Source organism: Streptomyces sp. NPDC096046 (genome assembly GCF_040303285.1).
GTDB lineage: Bacteria > Actinomycetota > Actinomycetes > Streptomycetales > Streptomycetaceae > Streptomyces.
The window spans coordinates 16841-32809 of the sequence record NZ_JBEOSZ010000027.1 but is presented as its reverse complement, the minus strand read 5'-3'; the positions used below and the strand labels follow the sequence as shown (position 1 = coordinate 32809).

Here is a 15969-nt window from a genome sequence, read left to right as displayed (position 1 = left end):
GTCCTACAAGAAGGACCCCCGTTCATGGCCCGCAGGTGCTTACCGTAGAGCCATGGCTTTTCGCTCACGCCGGCTGGAGGCACTCCTCGGTGGCCGTCTGGAAACGGTTGGATACGGCGACATCGCCGCTCTCGTCGGACGCCAGGAGGCAATCGAAGCCGAAGACCTCGACTACAAACAGCAGCACTACGGCGGCGAACCCAAGCACCGGGAAGAGCTGGCCAAGGACGTCGCAGCTCTGGCCAACCACCTTGGCGGCGTGCTCGTCATCGGGATGGCAGAAAGCCGGGGCATTCCGTCCCGTGCTTTCGACGTCGACCTCGATGACCAGCACATCCGAGACCTCCAGCAGCGCATTGCCTCGTCCACTGCCCCGCCGGTGCAGTGGGAGCCGTTCCTCAAGGAGAACCCCGGCAATCCAGGGCACGGCTTCCTGCTAATTGCCGTCCCCCGAAGCCCGCAGGCGCCGCATGCCATCACCATGGCGCCGACGAAACCAAACGCCCCAGCCCTGCGATACCCCCGCCGCTCCGGCAGCAAGACGGACTGGCTGTCCGAGACCTACGTGGCCACGGCCTACCACCAGCGCTTCACCGCTGCCGCGGACCGGGCGACGCGCACGCGCGACATCGAGACATGGCTCGTGACGAGCGAACTGACCCGCGAGCGCCCCCATCTGCTGGTGACGCTGGTGCCGGACATGCCCGGCGAGATGCGGATCAACCAGAGTTCCTTCACTGAGTACAAGGAACAACTCCTTGCGGCCCAGCCCTTGATCGGCTCCGGGACACGACTGTTTCGGCAGGTCAGTGTCGGCCCCCACAGGCTGACCCTGGAGCAACGCGCCGGCCGCTCCGACGGAGACCTGGTCCACCTCTATGACGACGGATCCGGCATCTGGGCGCAGCCCCTGCCGACACGCGTCGACACGGACGAGGACCCCACGGACCGAGTCCGTTCCCTGCAAGGGGACGTCCTCGCCCATCGACTGATGTCAGCGCTGGCCTTCCTGGCCGCTCATGCCCGGGACCGGTGCGCAGCCACCGGAACAGCAACTGTCGAAGTCGACCTCGTCGACGGCATGTACGCCCACCCCTACGCCCCGCCCAGGCCCATACGCAGGCCCGGACAACCCGCACGCAGCGAGACTTACCCCCTGACGGTTGAACAGGTACCACCCTTTCCGTCGGGAACGCATTGCGCCGAAGCGGCACAGGCCGAAGCCACCGCGCTGGTCGACGACCTGGCGGACGGCAGCACCGGCATGGTGCAGGCCGCATCGCTCCTGGCGAATCACCTGGTCCACACCTTCGGTATCCCCGAAGCTCACAGCATCACCGCCGCGGGCGAACTCCGTCTCGTGGCATGGCAGTCGGAACAGCGCGAGAACATCAGTGTCTGGGCGCACCAGCAATCCATCGCGACAACCGAGTAGAAGCTGCCATGGCCGGGGACCCCGCTAACCCCGGCCGCGTTCACCGTTCTAGGCAGCCAGAAGCATCCGCGACCTGGGCACCCTGACACCTGCTCCACCATGAAGCTCCGCTCCCCGGCTGCGTGCCGGGGAGCGGAGCTTTTTGCGTTTCGAGCGTCTGTACGGCGTCTCACTTCGCTGTCGGGTCGAATGACGGTCAGGTGGCTGCTGCCTGCTCAGCGAACTGAGCCCGCTTCTCGGCGCGGGGTACGGCCTTCCAACCGGGCAGCAACGCCGACAGCATCGGGTCGCTTTCGATTCTCTGCTGGGTGAGCCGCATGCCTTCATCGATGACCGCGTCCCACTTTTCGGTGGCGAGTTCGACGCGGCAAGGCAGGTCTTTGATGATGTTCGTGTCCACAGTCAGGTAGTTCGACGCCCGGCGCTTGCCGCCTCGGTCGGCAGCGACGTAGGCGTCGGGACCGGCCTGTTCAGGCAGGAGTGAAATGAGGACGGCGTCACCGTCCTCAGCGATCTTGCGAGCCGCCTTGCTGGCCGCAGAAACCTCAGTCTTGGAGGGCGCACGTCCGAGTACGCCGATCAGTGTGCCGCGGACGCTGACTGTGTCCCGGTCGGTCAGGGCGCTGCACAAGGCCGCCAGGAGAGTTTCCGTTGTCGATGCCATGACCGCGATTGTTGCGATCGGCCAGCTCGCAGTGGCGCGCTCATTGCCGTGCTCCGTGTGTGTTCCCCCATACGGCAGATGAAGGCCGAAGGCCCGTACTCCCCGCTGAACGCGGGGTACACGCCTTCTTGTGTTTGCGGAGGGCCGAGCCCAGGGCCCGCGTGGGTGCTTCGGGCCGGTCGAAGCAGCTGTTTCCAATTCGTTCGACCGTCTCGAATGACTGCTGTGGCTAGCTGTGCGGACTAAAGTCATCCGACTCGCCAGCCTCGAGCAGGCCCTTAACCGGGTTAAGGCCACCTCCTTGTCTGCGTACGCTCAGGCTTCCTCGATCTGGGCGCGTAGAGCTTCTTCTTCCTCTGCGCGCCTGCGATCTACGAAGGTGTCTGAGGCGAGGTTCATCCACAGATCCTCATGGGTGCTGCCGTCGGCGTACGTAAAGGTCGCGGCCGGCCCCATGGGGATGTCTTCGTAGAGGTGATCGAAGTAGCCGAGAAGGTAGCCGTCGAGGGCGAAGCTGCAGACGCTGCACAGGAAGTGGCGGGTGACGAGGACAACCTGCGGCTCTTCTTCCATTTCCGCGAAGCTGGTATCTAGATCACCGCCGACCCAGCCGCGGTTGGAGCAGGCAGGGCAACGGCGCATCGCTGCGGCTTGCCCAGCTACCATGCTGTGTACCTCTGCGCTGGCTATGGCCTTACGCCGCTCCTCGGTGTCGCTGGCGCCGAACCGTGCCACGTACGTCTTCTGAGCGCGGATCTTCAACGCCTCGATCCGGATCCAGTCCGCGCGGCGCTTCTCCTCAAGGATCTTGTCGTGCAGAGGCTGGAACTCCCCCCAGTACTCGGCAGCGTCCTCTTCAAGCGCGACGAGAATGGCGTCGACGACCTTGATCCCGGTACTGAGAAGGTCCTCTAGCTGGGCGGTGTCATGGACTCCGATATGAGCGACGCCGTTGCGTGCGTCGGCAATCACGCGGAACTGCTCCTTGGTCACTAGCAGCTTGTCCTTGTCAAGGATCTGACTGACTCGCAAGAAGGCGTCGACGGCACCGATGGTCTTGACCAGCGGCAGTTCCTTCTTTGCGAGATCACCTCGGCCAGCGGCGTGCAGCAGACTCGGGAGATCGCGCCCGTCGACGACAAGAGACGGGTGGATGTCGCACAAGTGCGCCTTGAGAGCGTGCTCGATGGCGACGCCTGCGTGCAGGACAACCACGTCAGCTTGCTGGTCAGCAGCACCGAGGTCCCCGAGGGCCAGGTGCATGAGGCGCCTACTGGAGGCGAGGAGATCGCTCTTGTTCACGTCTTCTTCCATGACGGTCGTGGGGAGTCGCTGAACTCGCAGAGGCCCCGGCGTGGTCTCGGGCACTCGACAAGGAGGGTCCGGACTCCTAGGGGAGTCCGGACCCTCGACCATCCAACCCGATCGTTGGTTGTACGGTGCCGTCAGCTATCTGCCATGAGCAGCAGCACGAGCTCCTCGCGGTGCTCATCCGACATGTGCGCGCGGAGCTGCTCGTTGAACCAGGCCGGATCCGTCCAAGGAAGATCTGGGACCTCGGCGGGCCTCTGCACACCCTTAACCGGGTTAAGACTGTCAGCGTCCGGAGCTGCGCTCGTTGCGTCCCCAGGCACCTGGGAAGGAATCGGAGGCGCAGCCGACTCGCTGGCTGGGGCGCCGGTTTCCTTGGACTTGCGCTTGCGAGGAGTCTTAACCCGGTTAAGGGCTGCGGCAGCCTCGGTCTTCTGCCGGTCGGCAGGGAGCCGGCCGATGCGGCGCCCATCCTTCACTGTCAGCTCGCCGGACTCGACCTTCTCCTTCAGATCCTCGGTCAAGCCGAGCAGCGCCAGCCGCTGCGACACCCAGGCACCCGACTTGCCGAGTCTCTTGGCCACCTTCTCCTGGCTGCCGTGCTTGGTGAGTAGTTCCTGGATCGCCTTCGCCTGATCCAGCGGCGGGACATCGACCCGGTGAACGTTGGCGATCAGCGCTCCCTCGAGCATGTCCTCCGCGCTAGCGGCGAGATCGTCGTTGACATCGATCCGCAGCTCCGTCAGCCCGGCAACGGACGCGGCAGCCAGACGCCGGTTACCGTCGATGACGACATACTCAGCAGTTCCGATCTCCTCTTCCCGCCCAGGATGCACTGCCAGGAACGCCGCCCGCCGGACGACCGCTACCGGCTGAAGCTGGCCCTTCTCCCTCAAAGAGTCCGCGGTTTCGTCGATCTCGGTGAGCTCATCGCGCGGGTTGAACGGGTTGTGCGCCAGCATCGACAGGGGCACAGACGCCGGGGGGCGCTTCCCCTCCCCATTCATGATCTGCTGCCGCGTCCGAATGCGACGGGGCGCAGGCTTCGCCTCCTGGCCCTCCTCGTCAATGCTGAACCCGCGGGTGACCCGCTGCGTCGGGGGCGTCATACGGCCAGCTCCTTTGCCAGGTCGCGCATCACCTGCGCGTGCTCACTCTCAGGCGCGTACTCCAGCAGCGGGATCTCACCGTCTGCCGCCTCACGCCCTTCCTTGAGGTCACCGATCACGGCCAGAACCGCAGGAGAACTGCTCTTCTCCCACTGGTCCTTGTTCTCCTTCACGAGCTTGCCTCGGCGGCTGTCGTACGCGTTGATGATCAGACCGAGGTAGTCGACCTGGATGCGGCCCTTACGGCACAGATCATCCATCTGCGACTTCAAGAGCCGGAACGCCCGATGCGAAGCCTTGTTGGCCCAAACCGGCGTGATGACGCCGGAACGGTCAGCGAGTTCACCGTCGCGGCGCCGTACGTAGTACAGGGCCGTGTCCATGTTCAGTCCGAGGCTGGGCGGTCCGTCGATGATGATGACGTCGTAGTCCGCCTCCAGCGGCTCCAGCGCTCGCTCCAGCGCGGCCTCGCTGAAGCTCACTTTCGACAGCGCCACGTCACGGAGGAACGCGTCATCGGATGCGGGCAGCAGGTGGAGCCTTTCCCCGAACCGCTCACCGTCCAGCGCCACCAGCAGGTCATGGATGTCGCCCTTGGCGCTGCCGTCCATGTGCATCATGAGCGTTTCGACGTCGTCCTCGTACATGAGGTCCTCGAAGCCCAGCTCGGCAGTCAGGTGGCCCTGGGGGTCGTAGTCGACAAGCAGTACCCGGTGGCCGGCCTCCGCGAGAGCTTGGGCGATGCCAGAGGAGAGGAACGTCTTGCCCACGCCGCCCTTCTGGTTGGCCACTATCACCCGCACCACCGGCTGAGCCACCAACGGGGCGCTGGGGGAGGGGTGGTTGTCGAGCCACAAGGTGATGGCCTGCGCCAGACCCTGGACGTAGGTGACACCGCGCTCCGAGCAGGCCGCCTTGAATTTGTCCGGCTCGCCGACAGGGAGGAATGTCCCCCATGTCTTTGCGCCGTCCGTCTTGACCTCCGGCAAGCCGTCGGCCGAGTACCAGGCGTTGATCGCGTGCTCGGTCGCGTCCTGGATGTCCATTCCGTGCTCAAAGGCGCGGATCTTCAGGTGTCTGCGCAACTGGGGAGTGAGAGCGGTGATTAGCTTCTCTCGCTCCCCCCGGGGGCTGGGGATGCTCATGCGGCCGAACATTACTAGGTGATGATGGGGGAGAGGCACGCTCTGAGTGCAAGACACTCACTTCGGCCCAACGGTGTACGTGCCACCTGCCCGGCAAGTTCGCCGTCAGCGCTGGGCCATGGACCTTCCTGTCCGGCGGAGTCTCCAACGGGCCGTGACCGAGCCCTCCGGCGGTCGTTGTCTCCAGCAGAGTCGCCCGTGACGGCTCCAGCTCAGCAACCGCCGCCCCGTGAGCGCCGACTGCATCGAGAGCTGAGACACGCTCCGCGTGATCGCTGCCGGCTCATTCGCGTCATCACCGACTGCCAGCGCCGGGTCACGGGTCTGGCGCGGAAGACGAACCATGCAGTCCCACAACCAGGCACGGGCCAACGCGGCCCGGCGACGGCAAGCCGAAACCGGCGAGTCCTACGCGGCTGCGCTAGAAGCGATCCGTCTGGACCGGCTCCACGAGGATGATGGCGTCGCTGGAGCAGGCAATCCTCGTGACGGCAGAGGACCCGACTACTTCCACAACGAGCCTGTCCCTGAAGTGCTGACCGAACTGGTGCGATACCACTCCCACCGAATCGCCAAGTACCTCTACTTTGCGATGGATGAAGGGCGCTGGCGCAGCGACTTCGCGGAATGGCAGGCCATGACGCTGTACAAGCTCACCGATGCCATGGCGCACCTGCAACTGCTGATCGGCACGATCTCCGCGTACCTACGAGACGAGGGAGTCGAGCGGTATTTCCTGCGCCGGTACCTCCAGGTCAACGAGGACCGCCAGGTAGAGGCGTACTTCACCCCACGAGTGGAAGAGCATCTGGCTGGACTCACTGGCCAGCCGGCACCTGAACACTCAGTGGTCTGGCACTCCGTGGGCAGTGACATCGCCGGCCAATCGGGGTGGAGCCATCCGGAACAGCACGAAGCCCTGGAAGCGGCGCTGCACGCGCTCTACGGCAACTACCCGGACGACAGCGAAGCCTTCGACCACTTGCCGCCAACTCTTCAAGACCGCGTCCTCGCGCTGATCCCGATCATGAAAAACCCGAGCACCACGGTGCCGCCGACTGAACCGTCGCAGTGCGAGCGCGCTGAGTAGGCCGTTGTGGCCATGGAGGCGGAGCTCCAATCGGGAAGGGCCCCCGGGGTCACACCCCAACGCCCCGCAAGCCCAATGGGGTGAACCGTGGACGCAACGTCCCCGATGTAACCATCTGTGCCACTACGCTGCTGAACGGCCTATCAGGAGGCCATCACCCACAGGCGCGCCAACCGACCAGGTGCCCAGCACACAGATTGTGGGTGTGAAGGAGCCAGGCCCCGCCCCACTAACACCAGCGCACCCAGATCACCGACCTGAGTGCACCGGGGTCGGACGGCGCACAGATCAGGATGATCATGAGCCACGGAAGCGCGCTCACGCAGAAAGCCCGCTACCGCTCCCACTGCACCGGCAGAGGCCACCAGACAAGCCTGCAGCAACTTGCATCGCCAGTAGACCAGCATCCGGTGCCCGACGCAGATCGTGATCAGGCCCGGCTCGAAGCGAGCGTCTTCGAGCGCCTGGGCGGCACGGTCGACTACTGCGCCCATCCCGTCGGCGTCGCCTACACCCTCCCAGCAACCGATCACCTGGTAGTGGGACTGGACGCCAAACTGGGACCCCGTCACCGGCTCCCGCAGCACAGCCTCGGGGCTCTTCTGCCCACCCGGTACACCGGCACCAAGGACTCAGTGGAGGGACCCGGCGGCATCATGGGTGCCAGACTCCATCGAATCGACGCGGACGGCCTTCATCTCGGCCTCGTCGGCACCGATGCCCACGTCATCCTGGCCGGGCCGACGCCGAACCAATGGCGGTCGATCCTCGCCGACCACCGAGCCTGGTGCACTGATCACCAGCTTGCACCCCTCTGGGACGCCCCCGAACTGACCAGACCTGAACGTGACTACCTGGCCCAAGACCCCACCTGGTGGGAAGAACGAGCAGGAACCGCTTGGATCGCCAGCGGCCTGCTGCGCCGGATCGCCCTTCTTCACACGGTAACCAAACCGTTCTGCGTCAGGTACTGGCAGCACGGCCTGGGATGGAAGTTCGAGCTGTGCTACGAGCACGGCGTCTCGGTTGATCACGACGCGCTCATCGAACACCTGACACATCCGAGATGGGGAATGAGGTTGCAGGTGAAGCGTGACTTCTGCGCCTGCAAGCCATGTGACTGTGACGGCGGTGCCGAGCGCTCCTGCTGGTTCAGGTTCGACCCGGGGCTCGGCTACGGAGACGTCGCGGTCCACTTTCGCCGAACCCGAGCCGACTACCGCACCGCGGACGTGTACGAACGGCTGGTTGCAGCAGGAGCCGAACCAGCCTGGCTTGAGCAGGCACTGCCAGCCCAACACGAGCGCATGGCCGACCAAGCGACACCCACCGCAGCCAGGCAACCCCGCACTCCTGCCGTCCTCGCATGATGTGCAGCGGGGACGTTCACCGATCCCTCGGCCGCTGGCGCGGACGCCACTACGAAGGCTGTGCCGGTGGACTGGCGAAGCGGCGGCGCCACCCGGCGGTGAAGCGGGCGTGGCCTCGTACAGGTAGCACGGCACCCCGGTAGGTGCCAGGGCAGCGTCTTTGGCCGTCGGGTGAGGGGAGCGGTACGCGGGGGTGAGCCTTGACGCTGGAGTCGGCTGTCGTTGGGGTGCGTGAGGCGTAGGCGGTCGTCCGTCGCGCAGCATTTGCATGGCCCGCCCGGTGGGCACGGAACTGCGGCCGGCGCCCGCCTTACGGGACCGGCCGTGAAGTTCTGGTGAACTGTCCCGCCTCACGGGATCGTGCTTTTTCCCAGGTCAGAGTCGGTGTCCCCTGTGGGGATGCTCAGTGTTGCGAAGGTCCAAAGGCGAAACGCGTGGCGGTACACCTGGAGGGCCGCACGACCGACCCCGCGACGTGGATGACCTCGCCGCAGAACCTCGCCCGTATCGCCGCGCTCACCCACGCGGCCGAGGCCCGCGGCCGCACGGTCCACGAGCAGGCGGACCAGACGAGGCAGGCGGACCAGGCGAAGCAGGCCCCGGCCGCCGACGCGGGCGGCCAGCAGCAGCGGCACCCCACGGTGCAGCCGGACCAGGGCAGGGGAGCGGGCGGCCGCGGCCGCTGAGGGAGACCGGAGCCCACCCGGCGGAACGGACGGCGAAGTCGTCGGGCCAGCTGCCGGGACGCGGCCAGAGCGCACGCCCTAGAGGCGGCGGGGACGGGCGAGGGTGCGGGGGACCGACTCGCCGAAGCATGGAGGCCCGCATGGTTGACCCGGTCCCGCCGTACCTCTCGCCGGAGCAACTGAAGCACCTTCAGCGGCTCACCGACGCGTCCCGGCTGCGCGCGTCGCTGTATCCGTCTCCGCGCCCATCCGGCGCCGCTCGCGGCAATACCCCGGTGGCCGGCCGAACCCGTGGCGCACCGCGCGCGTGCGCCGACGCCACCAGCGGTGAGTGAGCCTTCGCCAACCTGAAGCAGCAGGTCAGCAATGTGGTGTGACCAGCTCTCGAAGTGCTCGCGCTGGTCGTGGGTGGCTGTCTGCGGAGTAGATCGTCTGACAGAGCCGGACGGTTCGCTGGTTCCTACTCGCTGGGGTCAGGCGGCCATTTACGATCCGATGCATGGATCCCGAGCTGCTGGAACGGATCACCGCGCGGCGTGCGGAACTGGATGAACTCGAAGCACAGCTGGCCAAGCAGCTGGCGGAGGTGCGGGCCGAGCGAGACGAACTTGCTGTCGCCGAACGGGTTTTTGAGCGGGTGAGCGAACAGATCGCTGATGAGCGCGTCTCGGCCACGTCGGTGCCCGCGCAGGTGGGTGGGCGGGCGGTCATGCTGATCCCACACCGCACCTCCGATGTGGAGGAGAACGTGCTTCCGCCGGACTACCAGCGCATTCTCGCCGCCGTGCGACAGGCCGCTGGACCGGTCATGGCTCGGCAGGTCGGCGAGATGCTGGGAGTGGACGTCAACATCCGATCCAAGCTGGAACCGCTGCGTGGAAAGCTGGTCAGACTCGTCGACCGGGGCTGGCTGCGGAAGCTACCCGACGGCCGGTTCACCACCCGCCTGTGACGGGCTGCCGCTGATCACGTACTTCGCCCCATCCGACAGATCGTTGCCAGCGGATGGGGAGCCGCTCGGCTCTCCTGCTGAAACTCGCGATAGAAGTTGCCCATCACCGCGGCGACCGGTGCGTAACGGACAAGGAGCGCCGCGACCGACGCGGGAACCCCCTCTGGGGGCGCCCCTTGGGCGCACGCGTTCACAAACGTTTTGCGTTCTTCCGGTGTGTGTCCGTAGAGAGCGACGGCCAGCCAGTTCATCAGGTGGGTGACGGCATAGCACTGGTCGTAGGTGCGGTGCTGGTCGAAGAAGTCGGCCTCGTCCTGTGTGAGGTCGAAGCGTGAGGAGATCGCGAGGCCGTAGTCGGTGAAGAAGAGCCGTCGGCCGTCGGTGAGGATGTTCTCGAAGTGGGCGTCGAAGTGCAGAAGTCCGCGGGCGTTCATGAACGAGATGCCAGCTTTCAGCTCGTCGTCGACCATAGCGCAGGCCCGTGCGGCCGCCTCGTCGCCGGCCCCGATCTGGACGCCCAGCCAGTCGTGCAGGTTCTGCGGGATGTACTCCAGGAACAGCACAAGGCTTGCCGTGGAATGCTGGAGAGCTTCGATCCGTCGGCGTACCGCTGATCCGCCTCCCCAGTAGGCGACAGCTCGGTCCACATCGGCCAGTTCCTCGGGCAGCGGCCGGCCAGAGTCTGGGATCACCCGCCAGTGGTACATCAGAGGGAAGCCCTCGTAGTCTCCCGCGACCACCCAGTTCGTCGTCATGGTGTGCGCGGCCAGCTCCCGCCAGGCCCCGAACCCCGGGCCGCCGATGGTGCCGATGCCGTAGTGGCAGAAGGCAGGGAGTCCGAACAGATTCGCGGTGGAGTGAACATGCTCCGGCCGTCGCTCCAGATCGGTCAGCCGTACCTGCTTGACGAAGACCCGGGTTCCCTCGACCTCCAGCAGGACCGTCGTCCCACCGATGCCCGACCCCAGCGGTGCGCCGGCATCCACAAACTCGCGCAGACTGCGGTCACTGCGCAGCGCCAGCGATGTGGAAACGGCGCCGTGGGCGGCCAGACGAGCACCGCGGGACATATCAGGGCCCTTCACTCACTCCTCCAACCGTGCCCCGCCTCCTGTTCAACGGCTCCAGCAGACGCCGGGACGGGGGCCAAAGACCACCCTCCCACGCAGAGCCGGTGAGAGGCGGCGTAACTGGAGGTGCTGCAGGTGGGGTTGAGGTCGTATGACGAAAACCGAAGAGCCTGCCGAGAATTCCCGCGCACTTACTTACCAGTGCCGTTTATCGCTGTCCACGCGTACCGTCAGCCACCTCGCCGGTCTGCTGCGACGCCATCTGAAGCTGATCCGGTCCAGGTGGCGGATCCTGCCGCCTGGAAGGATCGCGGTGATCGTCCTGGCCGTGCTGCGTCATGACCAGCGCTTGGCCGACATGGCTGGCGGCAACAATGTGTCCGAGTCCACCGTTCGCCGTTGGCGCGACGAGCTGATCGAACTGCTTGCCGCGCAGGCGCCGCGGCTGGACCGTGCCCTGAAGAAGGTCGTCAGGCAGGGTGGGGAGGTGGTCCTGATCGATGGCACCCTCATCCGCACCAGGCGCCGCACCGGGAAGGCCGACCGGCGGAACTACTCCGGCAAGCACCGCAGCCATGGCCTGCACTTCCTCGCCCTGACCGACGAGAACGGGCGCCTGATCTGGATATCCGCTGCCCGGCCCGGCAGCACCCACGACAACACCGCCGCCCGTCACGACCATCCTGGCCCACCTGCGCGCCGCCGGCCTCGGAGCGCTGGCCGACCTCGGCTTCCGCGGCCTGGACAACGACATCCTCGACCCTGTGATCGTCACCGGCTACATCGCCACCCGGACCCACAAGCTCACCCCGGGGCAGAAGCAAGCCAACAGGGTCCTCGCAATCGGATGGGCACCAGTCGAGCACGGCTTCGCCCACCTCAAGAACTGGCGGATCCTTACCAAGCTCCGCACCGATCCCGCTCGCGCCACCCGCCTCCTGCGTGCTCTGCTCGTCCTGACGAACCTCGAGATCAACCGCTGACGGACGATCTTCTGCGCGGACTCCCGCCCACGACCAGCACGAGTACCCCGGGGACCGGTCACACCAGTCCTTTGAACTGGAACTTCAGGTTGGCGGAGGCTCAGTGGACGCCACTTGGCGCACCGGGCGGAGAGTGGAGCCCATCGTGAAGCGCATCGGCTGCGCGGTGGAGTCCACCCGGTGCGCTCCATCCGGTGGGGGAGTGCGGTGCGTTGCGTGCAACTCATCGCGCCGCGCGCCTACCGGTGCGCCTCCGCGCGCCGCTGTTTCCGGTGGCTGGTGCGCGTGGCGCGCGACGGCCGCCAGGAGTCGGCTCTACGATCCGCGCGTGGGACAGACCCCGGCACAGAAGGCCGCGAAGGCGGCACGCGGGCAGCAGCCGAAGAAGCGGCCCGGCAAGGCGCAGCGCGAGGCGATCAAGCGGGCGCAGGCAGCGAAGAAGAAGGCGGGCGGCGGGAAGCTGGCCGCGAAGAAGACAGCGGTGAAGAAGGCGGTGCCGCTGCCGCGCGGTTCGGTACGCGCCGCGTATCCGGGCACCTGCCCGGCCTGCTTCAAGGACTACGCCAAGGGCGAGGTCATCACGAAGGTGACCGATGGCTGGGGACACCCCGGCTGCGCGCCCCGGCAGATGTCCGCAGCCGAGCGGGAGTTCGCCCGGAACAAGGCCCGGATCGAAGCCGGCGAGACGTTCCGCGGCCAGAAGCCCTCGGACTGGCGGCGCGGAGCCTCGCCGTCCAGCACGCGCCCAGCCCGGTGAGGACCTCGGGCTACGGTGCGACCGCGCCTCCTTGCTGTGCGGTGGCTCTCAGGCGTGCGTAACGGCGGTTGGCCTCGGGCACCTCGCTGTAGAGGACGGCGCGCGTGACACCGAGAGCCTTCGCGACGGCGGTGATCGTCTGCTTGGGGTCGGCTAGGAGCTCTCGCGCCAGCGCGACTTGCTCATCCGTCATCCTTCGTGGCGGGACGAGCGCGACGGGGTTTCCCTCCTCATCCCGCTGGATGTACGGGTGCTTCCTCCCCGTTGTTACCTCCATGGCCGCGGCCTGCGCCAAGTCCATGTCGACTTCGCCGCGCAGCCCATCGGTGAAGGCGCGGAAGGCGTCGCCCGCGGCGATCAGCTCTTCCAGTCCCACTTCCTTGTTGTCAGCCGTCACGCCGTAGGCGTCCTGGGCCCGGTTGAGTCGAATGCACAACGCGATGGCTTCCCGCAGGGTCTTCTCCACGTCCCGTCAACCTGGTGCCGGGCGGGAGGTCACGAAGTGCTGCGCTGTCCGGGGAAGGTGTCCGGCGAGCTGAGGGACCTTGGGCCGCGCTCCGGGACACGGCACGGACGTGACTCCGGTCACGGACAAAGTAGGACTGCAAGGGGCGGTCAAGGAGGAACCGGACGCCTAACGGTGGTTGCCGTCAGACCGCGGACAAGGGGTGGCTTCACACGGTGGCCCCGGCCCGTGCGCACATCCGCGCGCGGGCCGGACGACTGCCGACCCGGCCAGCAGGCCGGAGAAACCGAGGACACCGTGCCGACCGAACCCACGCCCAACCCCGCCCACGAGGACCGCGCCGCCCGCGTTCGCCGGCCTTCCGTCGACGCGGACCAGGCCCCGCAGGCCCCCTCCACGGGCCCCTCCATCGCCCCCTCCACGGCCGCTTCACCTGCCCGGCGCGAGTCCGCAGGTCAACCCCGGAAGTCAAGGTCCCGCGACCCGTTCGACAACCCTTCTAAGTCTTTGAAGCAGACATGGAAGCCAACCCACACCAGGAAGAAGGAAGTGCTGAAGGCTCTGGGGATCTTCCAGAGGGCTACCGCTGAACACCTGTGGCGGATGCTGCGCCCCGGCGACCGGCACGACCGGTGCACCAGGGACACCCTCAACGCCCTCAAGGACGACGGGAAGGTCCGGGTGGAGACGCGGCTGGAGTCGAACCACCAGCTATGGGTGCTCACCGAGCGAGGACACAAGGAAGCCAAGCAGCTGCTGCCGGGGAACGTCCGCATCTCCGCGCTGCGCAAGCTCGAGTTCGACGACGACGGCGAGCCGGTCACCGGCGAGGGCTACGACGAACACGCGGCCGCCGTCACGATGACCGCCGCGGTCCTCACCGGGGCCGGCTACGGCACGCCGCTGTCCTGGCAGACCGAGATCGCCCACCGCCTGCCGTACGGGTACACCCAGTACGCCGACCTGACGATGCGCGCCCCGGACGCCGGGGTGCCCGCGATGCTCCTGGAGGTCGACCGCGTCAACGAGCCCGTCGACGACCTGACGGCGAAGCTGCGCCGCTACAGCGACTGGTTCGAGCTCTTGGCGCCGAAGGCCGACAAGGACAAGGAGAAGGCCGCCCGGCGGCAGGGTGCGGCGGTGCACGACTTCCGGCTGTGGTCGCGGATCTACCCGGCGACCGGGCGGGAGGGCTACGTACCGGTGGCCTTCGTGTTCACGGGGAAGACGGCCGCGCAGCGCGAGAGCCGGATGCGGCGCCTGGAGCAGGCCGCCCGCCGCTACTTCGCCGGCACCCCATACCCGTGGGCCGGGTTCACGGCCGTCGACTACCACCGGGCGGTGCCCGTGGTCGTCACCGAGCTGGAGCGGATCACCGCCGACCCGGCCGGGGCAGCGGGCAGGGTGTGGCGGCGGCTCGGGCGCGAGGAGTGGCAGACGCTGAGCGAGGCCCTGGACAACCCGGACGGCGAGCGGCTCTACCGGATGGAGGAAGAGGAGTCCCGCCGGCGGCAGGCGGAACGCAAGGCCGCGGAGCGCGAGGCGCAGCGGCCGGCGTGCACCCGGTGCGGGGCGAAGTTCACCGACGAACGCTGGCAGTCGGTCATCCAGACCTCATGGCGAAGCACCGGAGACAACCTGTGCGGGCCGTGCTGGAAGGAGGACGTCGACCGCGCGGAGGCTGAGCGCGCTGCGCGCAGAGAGGCAGAGGAGGCCGCAGTGCGGGAGGCAGCCGAAGCGGACGCGAAGAAGGGCCGCGGCCTGTTCGGGCGTCGCCGGTAGACGCAGGACGCGACGCTAACGGGGCCGGTGCTCTACGTTCCCGCCCGCTCGGTCCCGCGACCGCGTCTCCAGCCAGGAGACCAGCGGGGCCAGGCGGAAAGGACCGTCACCATGACCTTCATCGAGCCCGGCCTGTACGTCCGCAACGGCTTCGCCGAAGGGCCGCTCGCCGACGCCGCGCTGTCCCGCGCGGCCCGCGCCGGGCAACTCCTCGACGATCTGCAGGAGCGGGCGTCCACGCTGACCGACGGCCAGCTGCGCGACGGCGTCTACCGGGCGCTGCGCCGCTTCACCCAGGAGCAGCCGCTCACGTGCCAGGTCGACAGCCTCACCGCGCTGATCCGCCGTGGGGTGCGCATCGACTGGCCCGCCCCCGACCGGCTGCCCTGCGCCTGACGCCCGCCCTGCGGGAGCGCACCTCCGGCCTCTCCCGCAGGACGGGAGAGGCCGGACTTCCGGTCGCCGCCGGCCTTCCGCTGTCGGCGGTGGCTGGGAGGCTGGTCGGATGAACGCCGATGACGAGCAGCTGCTGCGCGGCCGGGTGTACGGCCGCGACCACGACGCCCCCAACCCGGGCCCGCTGCCGCACCGGACGTACGCGGCGTTGGTCGGCGGGCCGCTGGACGGGCTGCTGCTCGACATCACGGGCTGGCGGCCGGAAGAGATAGACGACGGCGTCGCCCTGATGACCGAGCTGGGGCGGTGGCCCGGCGGCCGGGCGCTGTACGACCCGCGCCCCGACGACCCGCGTCCGGGGAGCGGCCCTGGTGTGGTGTGCCGCTTCCACTACTCCGGCGACACGCCCTGACCCCGGCCGCCGGACCCGGCGCCCGGCCTGCCCTCGGTCAGTTGGGCGGCGGTGTTCTCGATCCACAGCAGCGTCCACTCGACTCCGGCCCGCCACCCGGGTTCCGCGCTGTCGTAGCGGCCTTCGGCGTCGGCGCGGATGTTGGCGGCGAGGGCGCGCAGATCCTTCTGCAGTCCCTGCCGCTTGGCCGCGTTCATGGCCTGGATCATCTCGTCGGTGATGTCACCGGGTCGCAGTGCGCTCATCGCCCCACCCTGGACGACCGACCCCGCGCAAGGCCACCCCTGCCCCTGCCTCGTGCGAAGGCATCGCGGCAAAGCCCTGGTCACCGCGTGATCTTC

The 15969-nt window shown here is 67.5% G+C and carries 18 protein-coding genes and 1 pseudogene; 12 read left to right on the top strand and 7 right to left on the bottom strand.

The window, feature by feature from the left end; genetic code table 11:
- Window positions 1–52: 52 nt before the first annotated feature.
- Window positions 53–1435 carry an AlbA family DNA-binding domain-containing protein gene (locus ABTX62_RS23085; protein WP_352117950.1) on the top strand — a complete coding sequence of 461 codons (1383 nt, stop codon included), beginning with the start codon at window positions 53–55 and terminating at the stop codon, window positions 1433–1435.
- A 196-nt stretch (window positions 1436–1631) separates the two neighbouring features.
- Here the strand turns inward: ABTX62_RS23085 and ABTX62_RS23080 are convergent, their stop codons facing one another.
- From ABTX62_RS23080 to ABTX62_RS23065, 4 genes are all read right to left on the bottom strand, one after another.
- Entirely contained in the window at window positions 1632–2099 is a 468-nt protein-coding gene (locus tag ABTX62_RS23080) for a hypothetical protein (protein WP_352117949.1), read from the bottom strand.
- 315 nt (window positions 2100–2414) lie between these two features.
- Entirely contained in the window at window positions 2415–3467 is a 1053-nt protein-coding gene (locus ABTX62_RS23075; protein ID WP_352117948.1) for a hypothetical protein, read from the bottom strand.
- Between the two features lie 77 nt (window positions 3468–3544).
- A complete protein-coding gene (locus ABTX62_RS23070; RefSeq protein WP_352117947.1) occupies window positions 3545–4519 on the bottom strand; it encodes a ParB/RepB/Spo0J family partition protein in 975 nt (324 codons plus the stop codon).
- Window positions 4516–5664 (bottom strand): ParA family protein, encoded by a 1149-nt coding sequence (locus ABTX62_RS23065; protein WP_352117946.1) that lies wholly within the window; start codon window positions 5662–5664, stop codon window positions 4516–4518. The genes ABTX62_RS23070 and ABTX62_RS23065 overlap by 4 nt, the downstream gene beginning before the upstream one ends.
- Window positions 5665–6007: 343 nt before the next feature.
- Here ABTX62_RS23065 and ABTX62_RS23060 point away from each other — a divergent pair, with 343 nt between their 5' ends.
- The 5 genes from ABTX62_RS23060 to ABTX62_RS23040 all read left to right on the top strand — a co-directional run bounded on the left by ABTX62_RS23060 (window position 6008) and on the right by ABTX62_RS23040 (window position 9762).
- Window positions 6008–6754: a hypothetical protein gene (locus tag ABTX62_RS23060; RefSeq protein ID WP_352117945.1), complete on the top strand. Its 747-nt coding sequence runs from the start codon at window positions 6008–6010 to the stop codon at window positions 6752–6754.
- A 299-nt stretch (window positions 6755–7053) separates the two neighbouring features.
- Window positions 7054–8124 carry a hypothetical protein gene (locus ABTX62_RS23055; RefSeq protein WP_352117944.1) on the top strand — a complete coding sequence of 357 codons (1071 nt, stop codon included), beginning with the start codon at window positions 7054–7056 and terminating at the stop codon, window positions 8122–8124.
- 434 nt (window positions 8125–8558) lie between these two features.
- Complete coding sequence (locus ABTX62_RS23050; RefSeq protein ID WP_352117943.1) at window positions 8559–8810, top strand: hypothetical protein; 252 nt, start codon at window positions 8559–8561, stop codon at window positions 8808–8810.
- Between the two features lie 140 nt (window positions 8811–8950).
- On the top strand, window positions 8951–9145 hold the full coding sequence (locus tag ABTX62_RS23045) for a hypothetical protein (RefSeq protein ID WP_352117942.1): 195 nt from the start codon (window positions 8951–8953) through the stop codon (window positions 9143–9145).
- A 164-nt stretch (window positions 9146–9309) separates the two neighbouring features.
- Window positions 9310–9762 carry a hypothetical protein gene (locus ABTX62_RS23040; RefSeq protein ID WP_352117941.1) on the top strand — a complete coding sequence of 151 codons (453 nt, stop codon included), beginning with the start codon at window positions 9310–9312 and terminating at the stop codon, window positions 9760–9762.
- Between the two features lie 14 nt (window positions 9763–9776).
- On the opposite strand, the gene ABTX62_RS23035 is transcribed toward ABTX62_RS23040, so the two are convergent.
- Window positions 9777–10832 (bottom strand): protein kinase family protein, encoded by a 1056-nt coding sequence (locus ABTX62_RS23035; protein ID WP_352117940.1) that lies wholly within the window; start codon window positions 10830–10832, stop codon window positions 9777–9779.
- Window positions 10833–10983: 151 nt separating this feature from the next.
- Here ABTX62_RS23035 and ABTX62_RS23030 point away from each other — a divergent pair.
- The 3 genes and pseudogenes from ABTX62_RS23030 to ABTX62_RS23020 form a co-directional block, all read left to right on the top strand.
- Window positions 10984–11448: pseudogene (locus tag ABTX62_RS23030) on the top strand (IS5/IS1182 family transposase); the annotation flags it as partial.
- Window positions 11449–11464: 16 nt separating this feature from the next.
- Entirely contained in the window at window positions 11465–11815 is a 351-nt protein-coding gene (locus tag ABTX62_RS23025) for a transposase family protein (protein ID WP_502998002.1), read from the top strand.
- A 328-nt stretch (window positions 11816–12143) separates the two neighbouring features.
- Window positions 12144–12572 (top strand): hypothetical protein, encoded by a 429-nt coding sequence (locus ABTX62_RS23020; RefSeq protein WP_352117939.1) that lies wholly within the window; start codon window positions 12144–12146, stop codon window positions 12570–12572.
- 10 nt (window positions 12573–12582) lie between these two features.
- Here the strand turns inward: ABTX62_RS23020 and ABTX62_RS23015 are convergent, their stop codons facing one another.
- The gene (locus ABTX62_RS23015; RefSeq protein ID WP_352117938.1) at window positions 12583–13038 is read right to left on the bottom strand and encodes a hypothetical protein; all 456 of its coding nucleotides are present in this window, start codon (window positions 13036–13038) and stop codon (window positions 12583–12585) included.
- A 549-nt stretch (window positions 13039–13587) separates the two neighbouring features.
- Between ABTX62_RS23015 and ABTX62_RS23010 the strand changes: the two genes are divergently transcribed.
- From ABTX62_RS23010 to ABTX62_RS23000, 3 genes are all read left to right on the top strand, one after another.
- Window positions 13588–14820: a replication-relaxation family protein gene (locus ABTX62_RS23010; RefSeq protein WP_352117937.1), complete on the top strand. Its 1233-nt coding sequence runs from the start codon at window positions 13588–13590 to the stop codon at window positions 14818–14820.
- A gap of 111 nt (window positions 14821–14931) precedes the next feature.
- Window positions 14932–15216, top strand: a complete 285-nt coding sequence (locus ABTX62_RS23005) for a hypothetical protein (RefSeq protein ID WP_352117936.1) — start codon at window positions 14932–14934, stop codon at window positions 15214–15216.
- Between the two features lie 109 nt (window positions 15217–15325).
- Window positions 15326–15628: a hypothetical protein gene (locus tag ABTX62_RS23000; RefSeq protein WP_352117935.1), complete on the top strand. Its 303-nt coding sequence runs from the start codon at window positions 15326–15328 to the stop codon at window positions 15626–15628.
- Here the strand turns inward: ABTX62_RS23000 and ABTX62_RS22995 are convergent.
- Complete coding sequence (locus tag ABTX62_RS22995) at window positions 15607–15873, bottom strand: hypothetical protein (protein ID WP_352117934.1); 267 nt, start codon at window positions 15871–15873, stop codon at window positions 15607–15609. The two genes, ABTX62_RS23000 and ABTX62_RS22995, sit on opposite strands and share 22 nt — an antisense overlap.
- Between the last annotated feature and the right edge of the window lie 96 nt (window positions 15874–15969).

What these genes read in the sequence shown, in the direction of transcription:
- ABTX62_RS23060 (WP_352117945.1), top strand. Translation starts at nt 6,008, where the DNA reads ATGCAGTCCCACAACCAGGCACGGGCCAACGCGGCCCGGCGACGGCAA.
- ABTX62_RS23085 (WP_352117950.1), top strand. Translation starts at nt 53, where the DNA reads ATGGCTTTTCGCTCACGCCGGCTGGAGGCACTCCTCGGTGGCCGTCTG.
- ABTX62_RS23045 (WP_352117942.1), top strand. Translation starts at nt 8,951, where the DNA reads ATGGTTGACCCGGTCCCGCCGTACCTCTCGCCGGAGCAACTGAAGCAC.
- ABTX62_RS23065 (WP_352117946.1), bottom strand. Translation starts at nt 5,664, where the DNA reads ATGAGCATCCCCAGCCCCCGGGGGGAGCGAGAGAAGCTAATCACCGCT.
- ABTX62_RS23080 (WP_352117949.1), bottom strand. Translation starts at nt 2,099, where the DNA reads ATGGCATCGACAACGGAAACTCTCCTGGCGGCCTTGTGCAGCGCCCTG.
- ABTX62_RS23070 (WP_352117947.1), bottom strand. Translation starts at nt 4,519, where the DNA reads ATGACGCCCCCGACGCAGCGGGTCACCCGCGGGTTCAGCATTGACGAG.
- ABTX62_RS22995 (WP_352117934.1), bottom strand. Translation starts at nt 15,873, where the DNA reads ATGAGCGCACTGCGACCCGGTGACATCACCGACGAGATGATCCAGGCC.
- ABTX62_RS23040 (WP_352117941.1), top strand. Translation starts at nt 9,310, where the DNA reads ATGGATCCCGAGCTGCTGGAACGGATCACCGCGCGGCGTGCGGAACTG.
- ABTX62_RS23005 (WP_352117936.1), top strand. Translation starts at nt 14,932, where the DNA reads ATGACCTTCATCGAGCCCGGCCTGTACGTCCGCAACGGCTTCGCCGAA.
- ABTX62_RS23000 (WP_352117935.1), top strand. Translation starts at nt 15,326, where the DNA reads ATGAACGCCGATGACGAGCAGCTGCTGCGCGGCCGGGTGTACGGCCGC.
- ABTX62_RS23055 (WP_352117944.1), top strand. Translation starts at nt 7,054, where the DNA reads ATGAGCCACGGAAGCGCGCTCACGCAGAAAGCCCGCTACCGCTCCCAC.
- ABTX62_RS23035 (WP_352117940.1), bottom strand. Translation starts at nt 10,832, where the DNA reads ATGTCCCGCGGTGCTCGTCTGGCCGCCCACGGCGCCGTTTCCACATCG.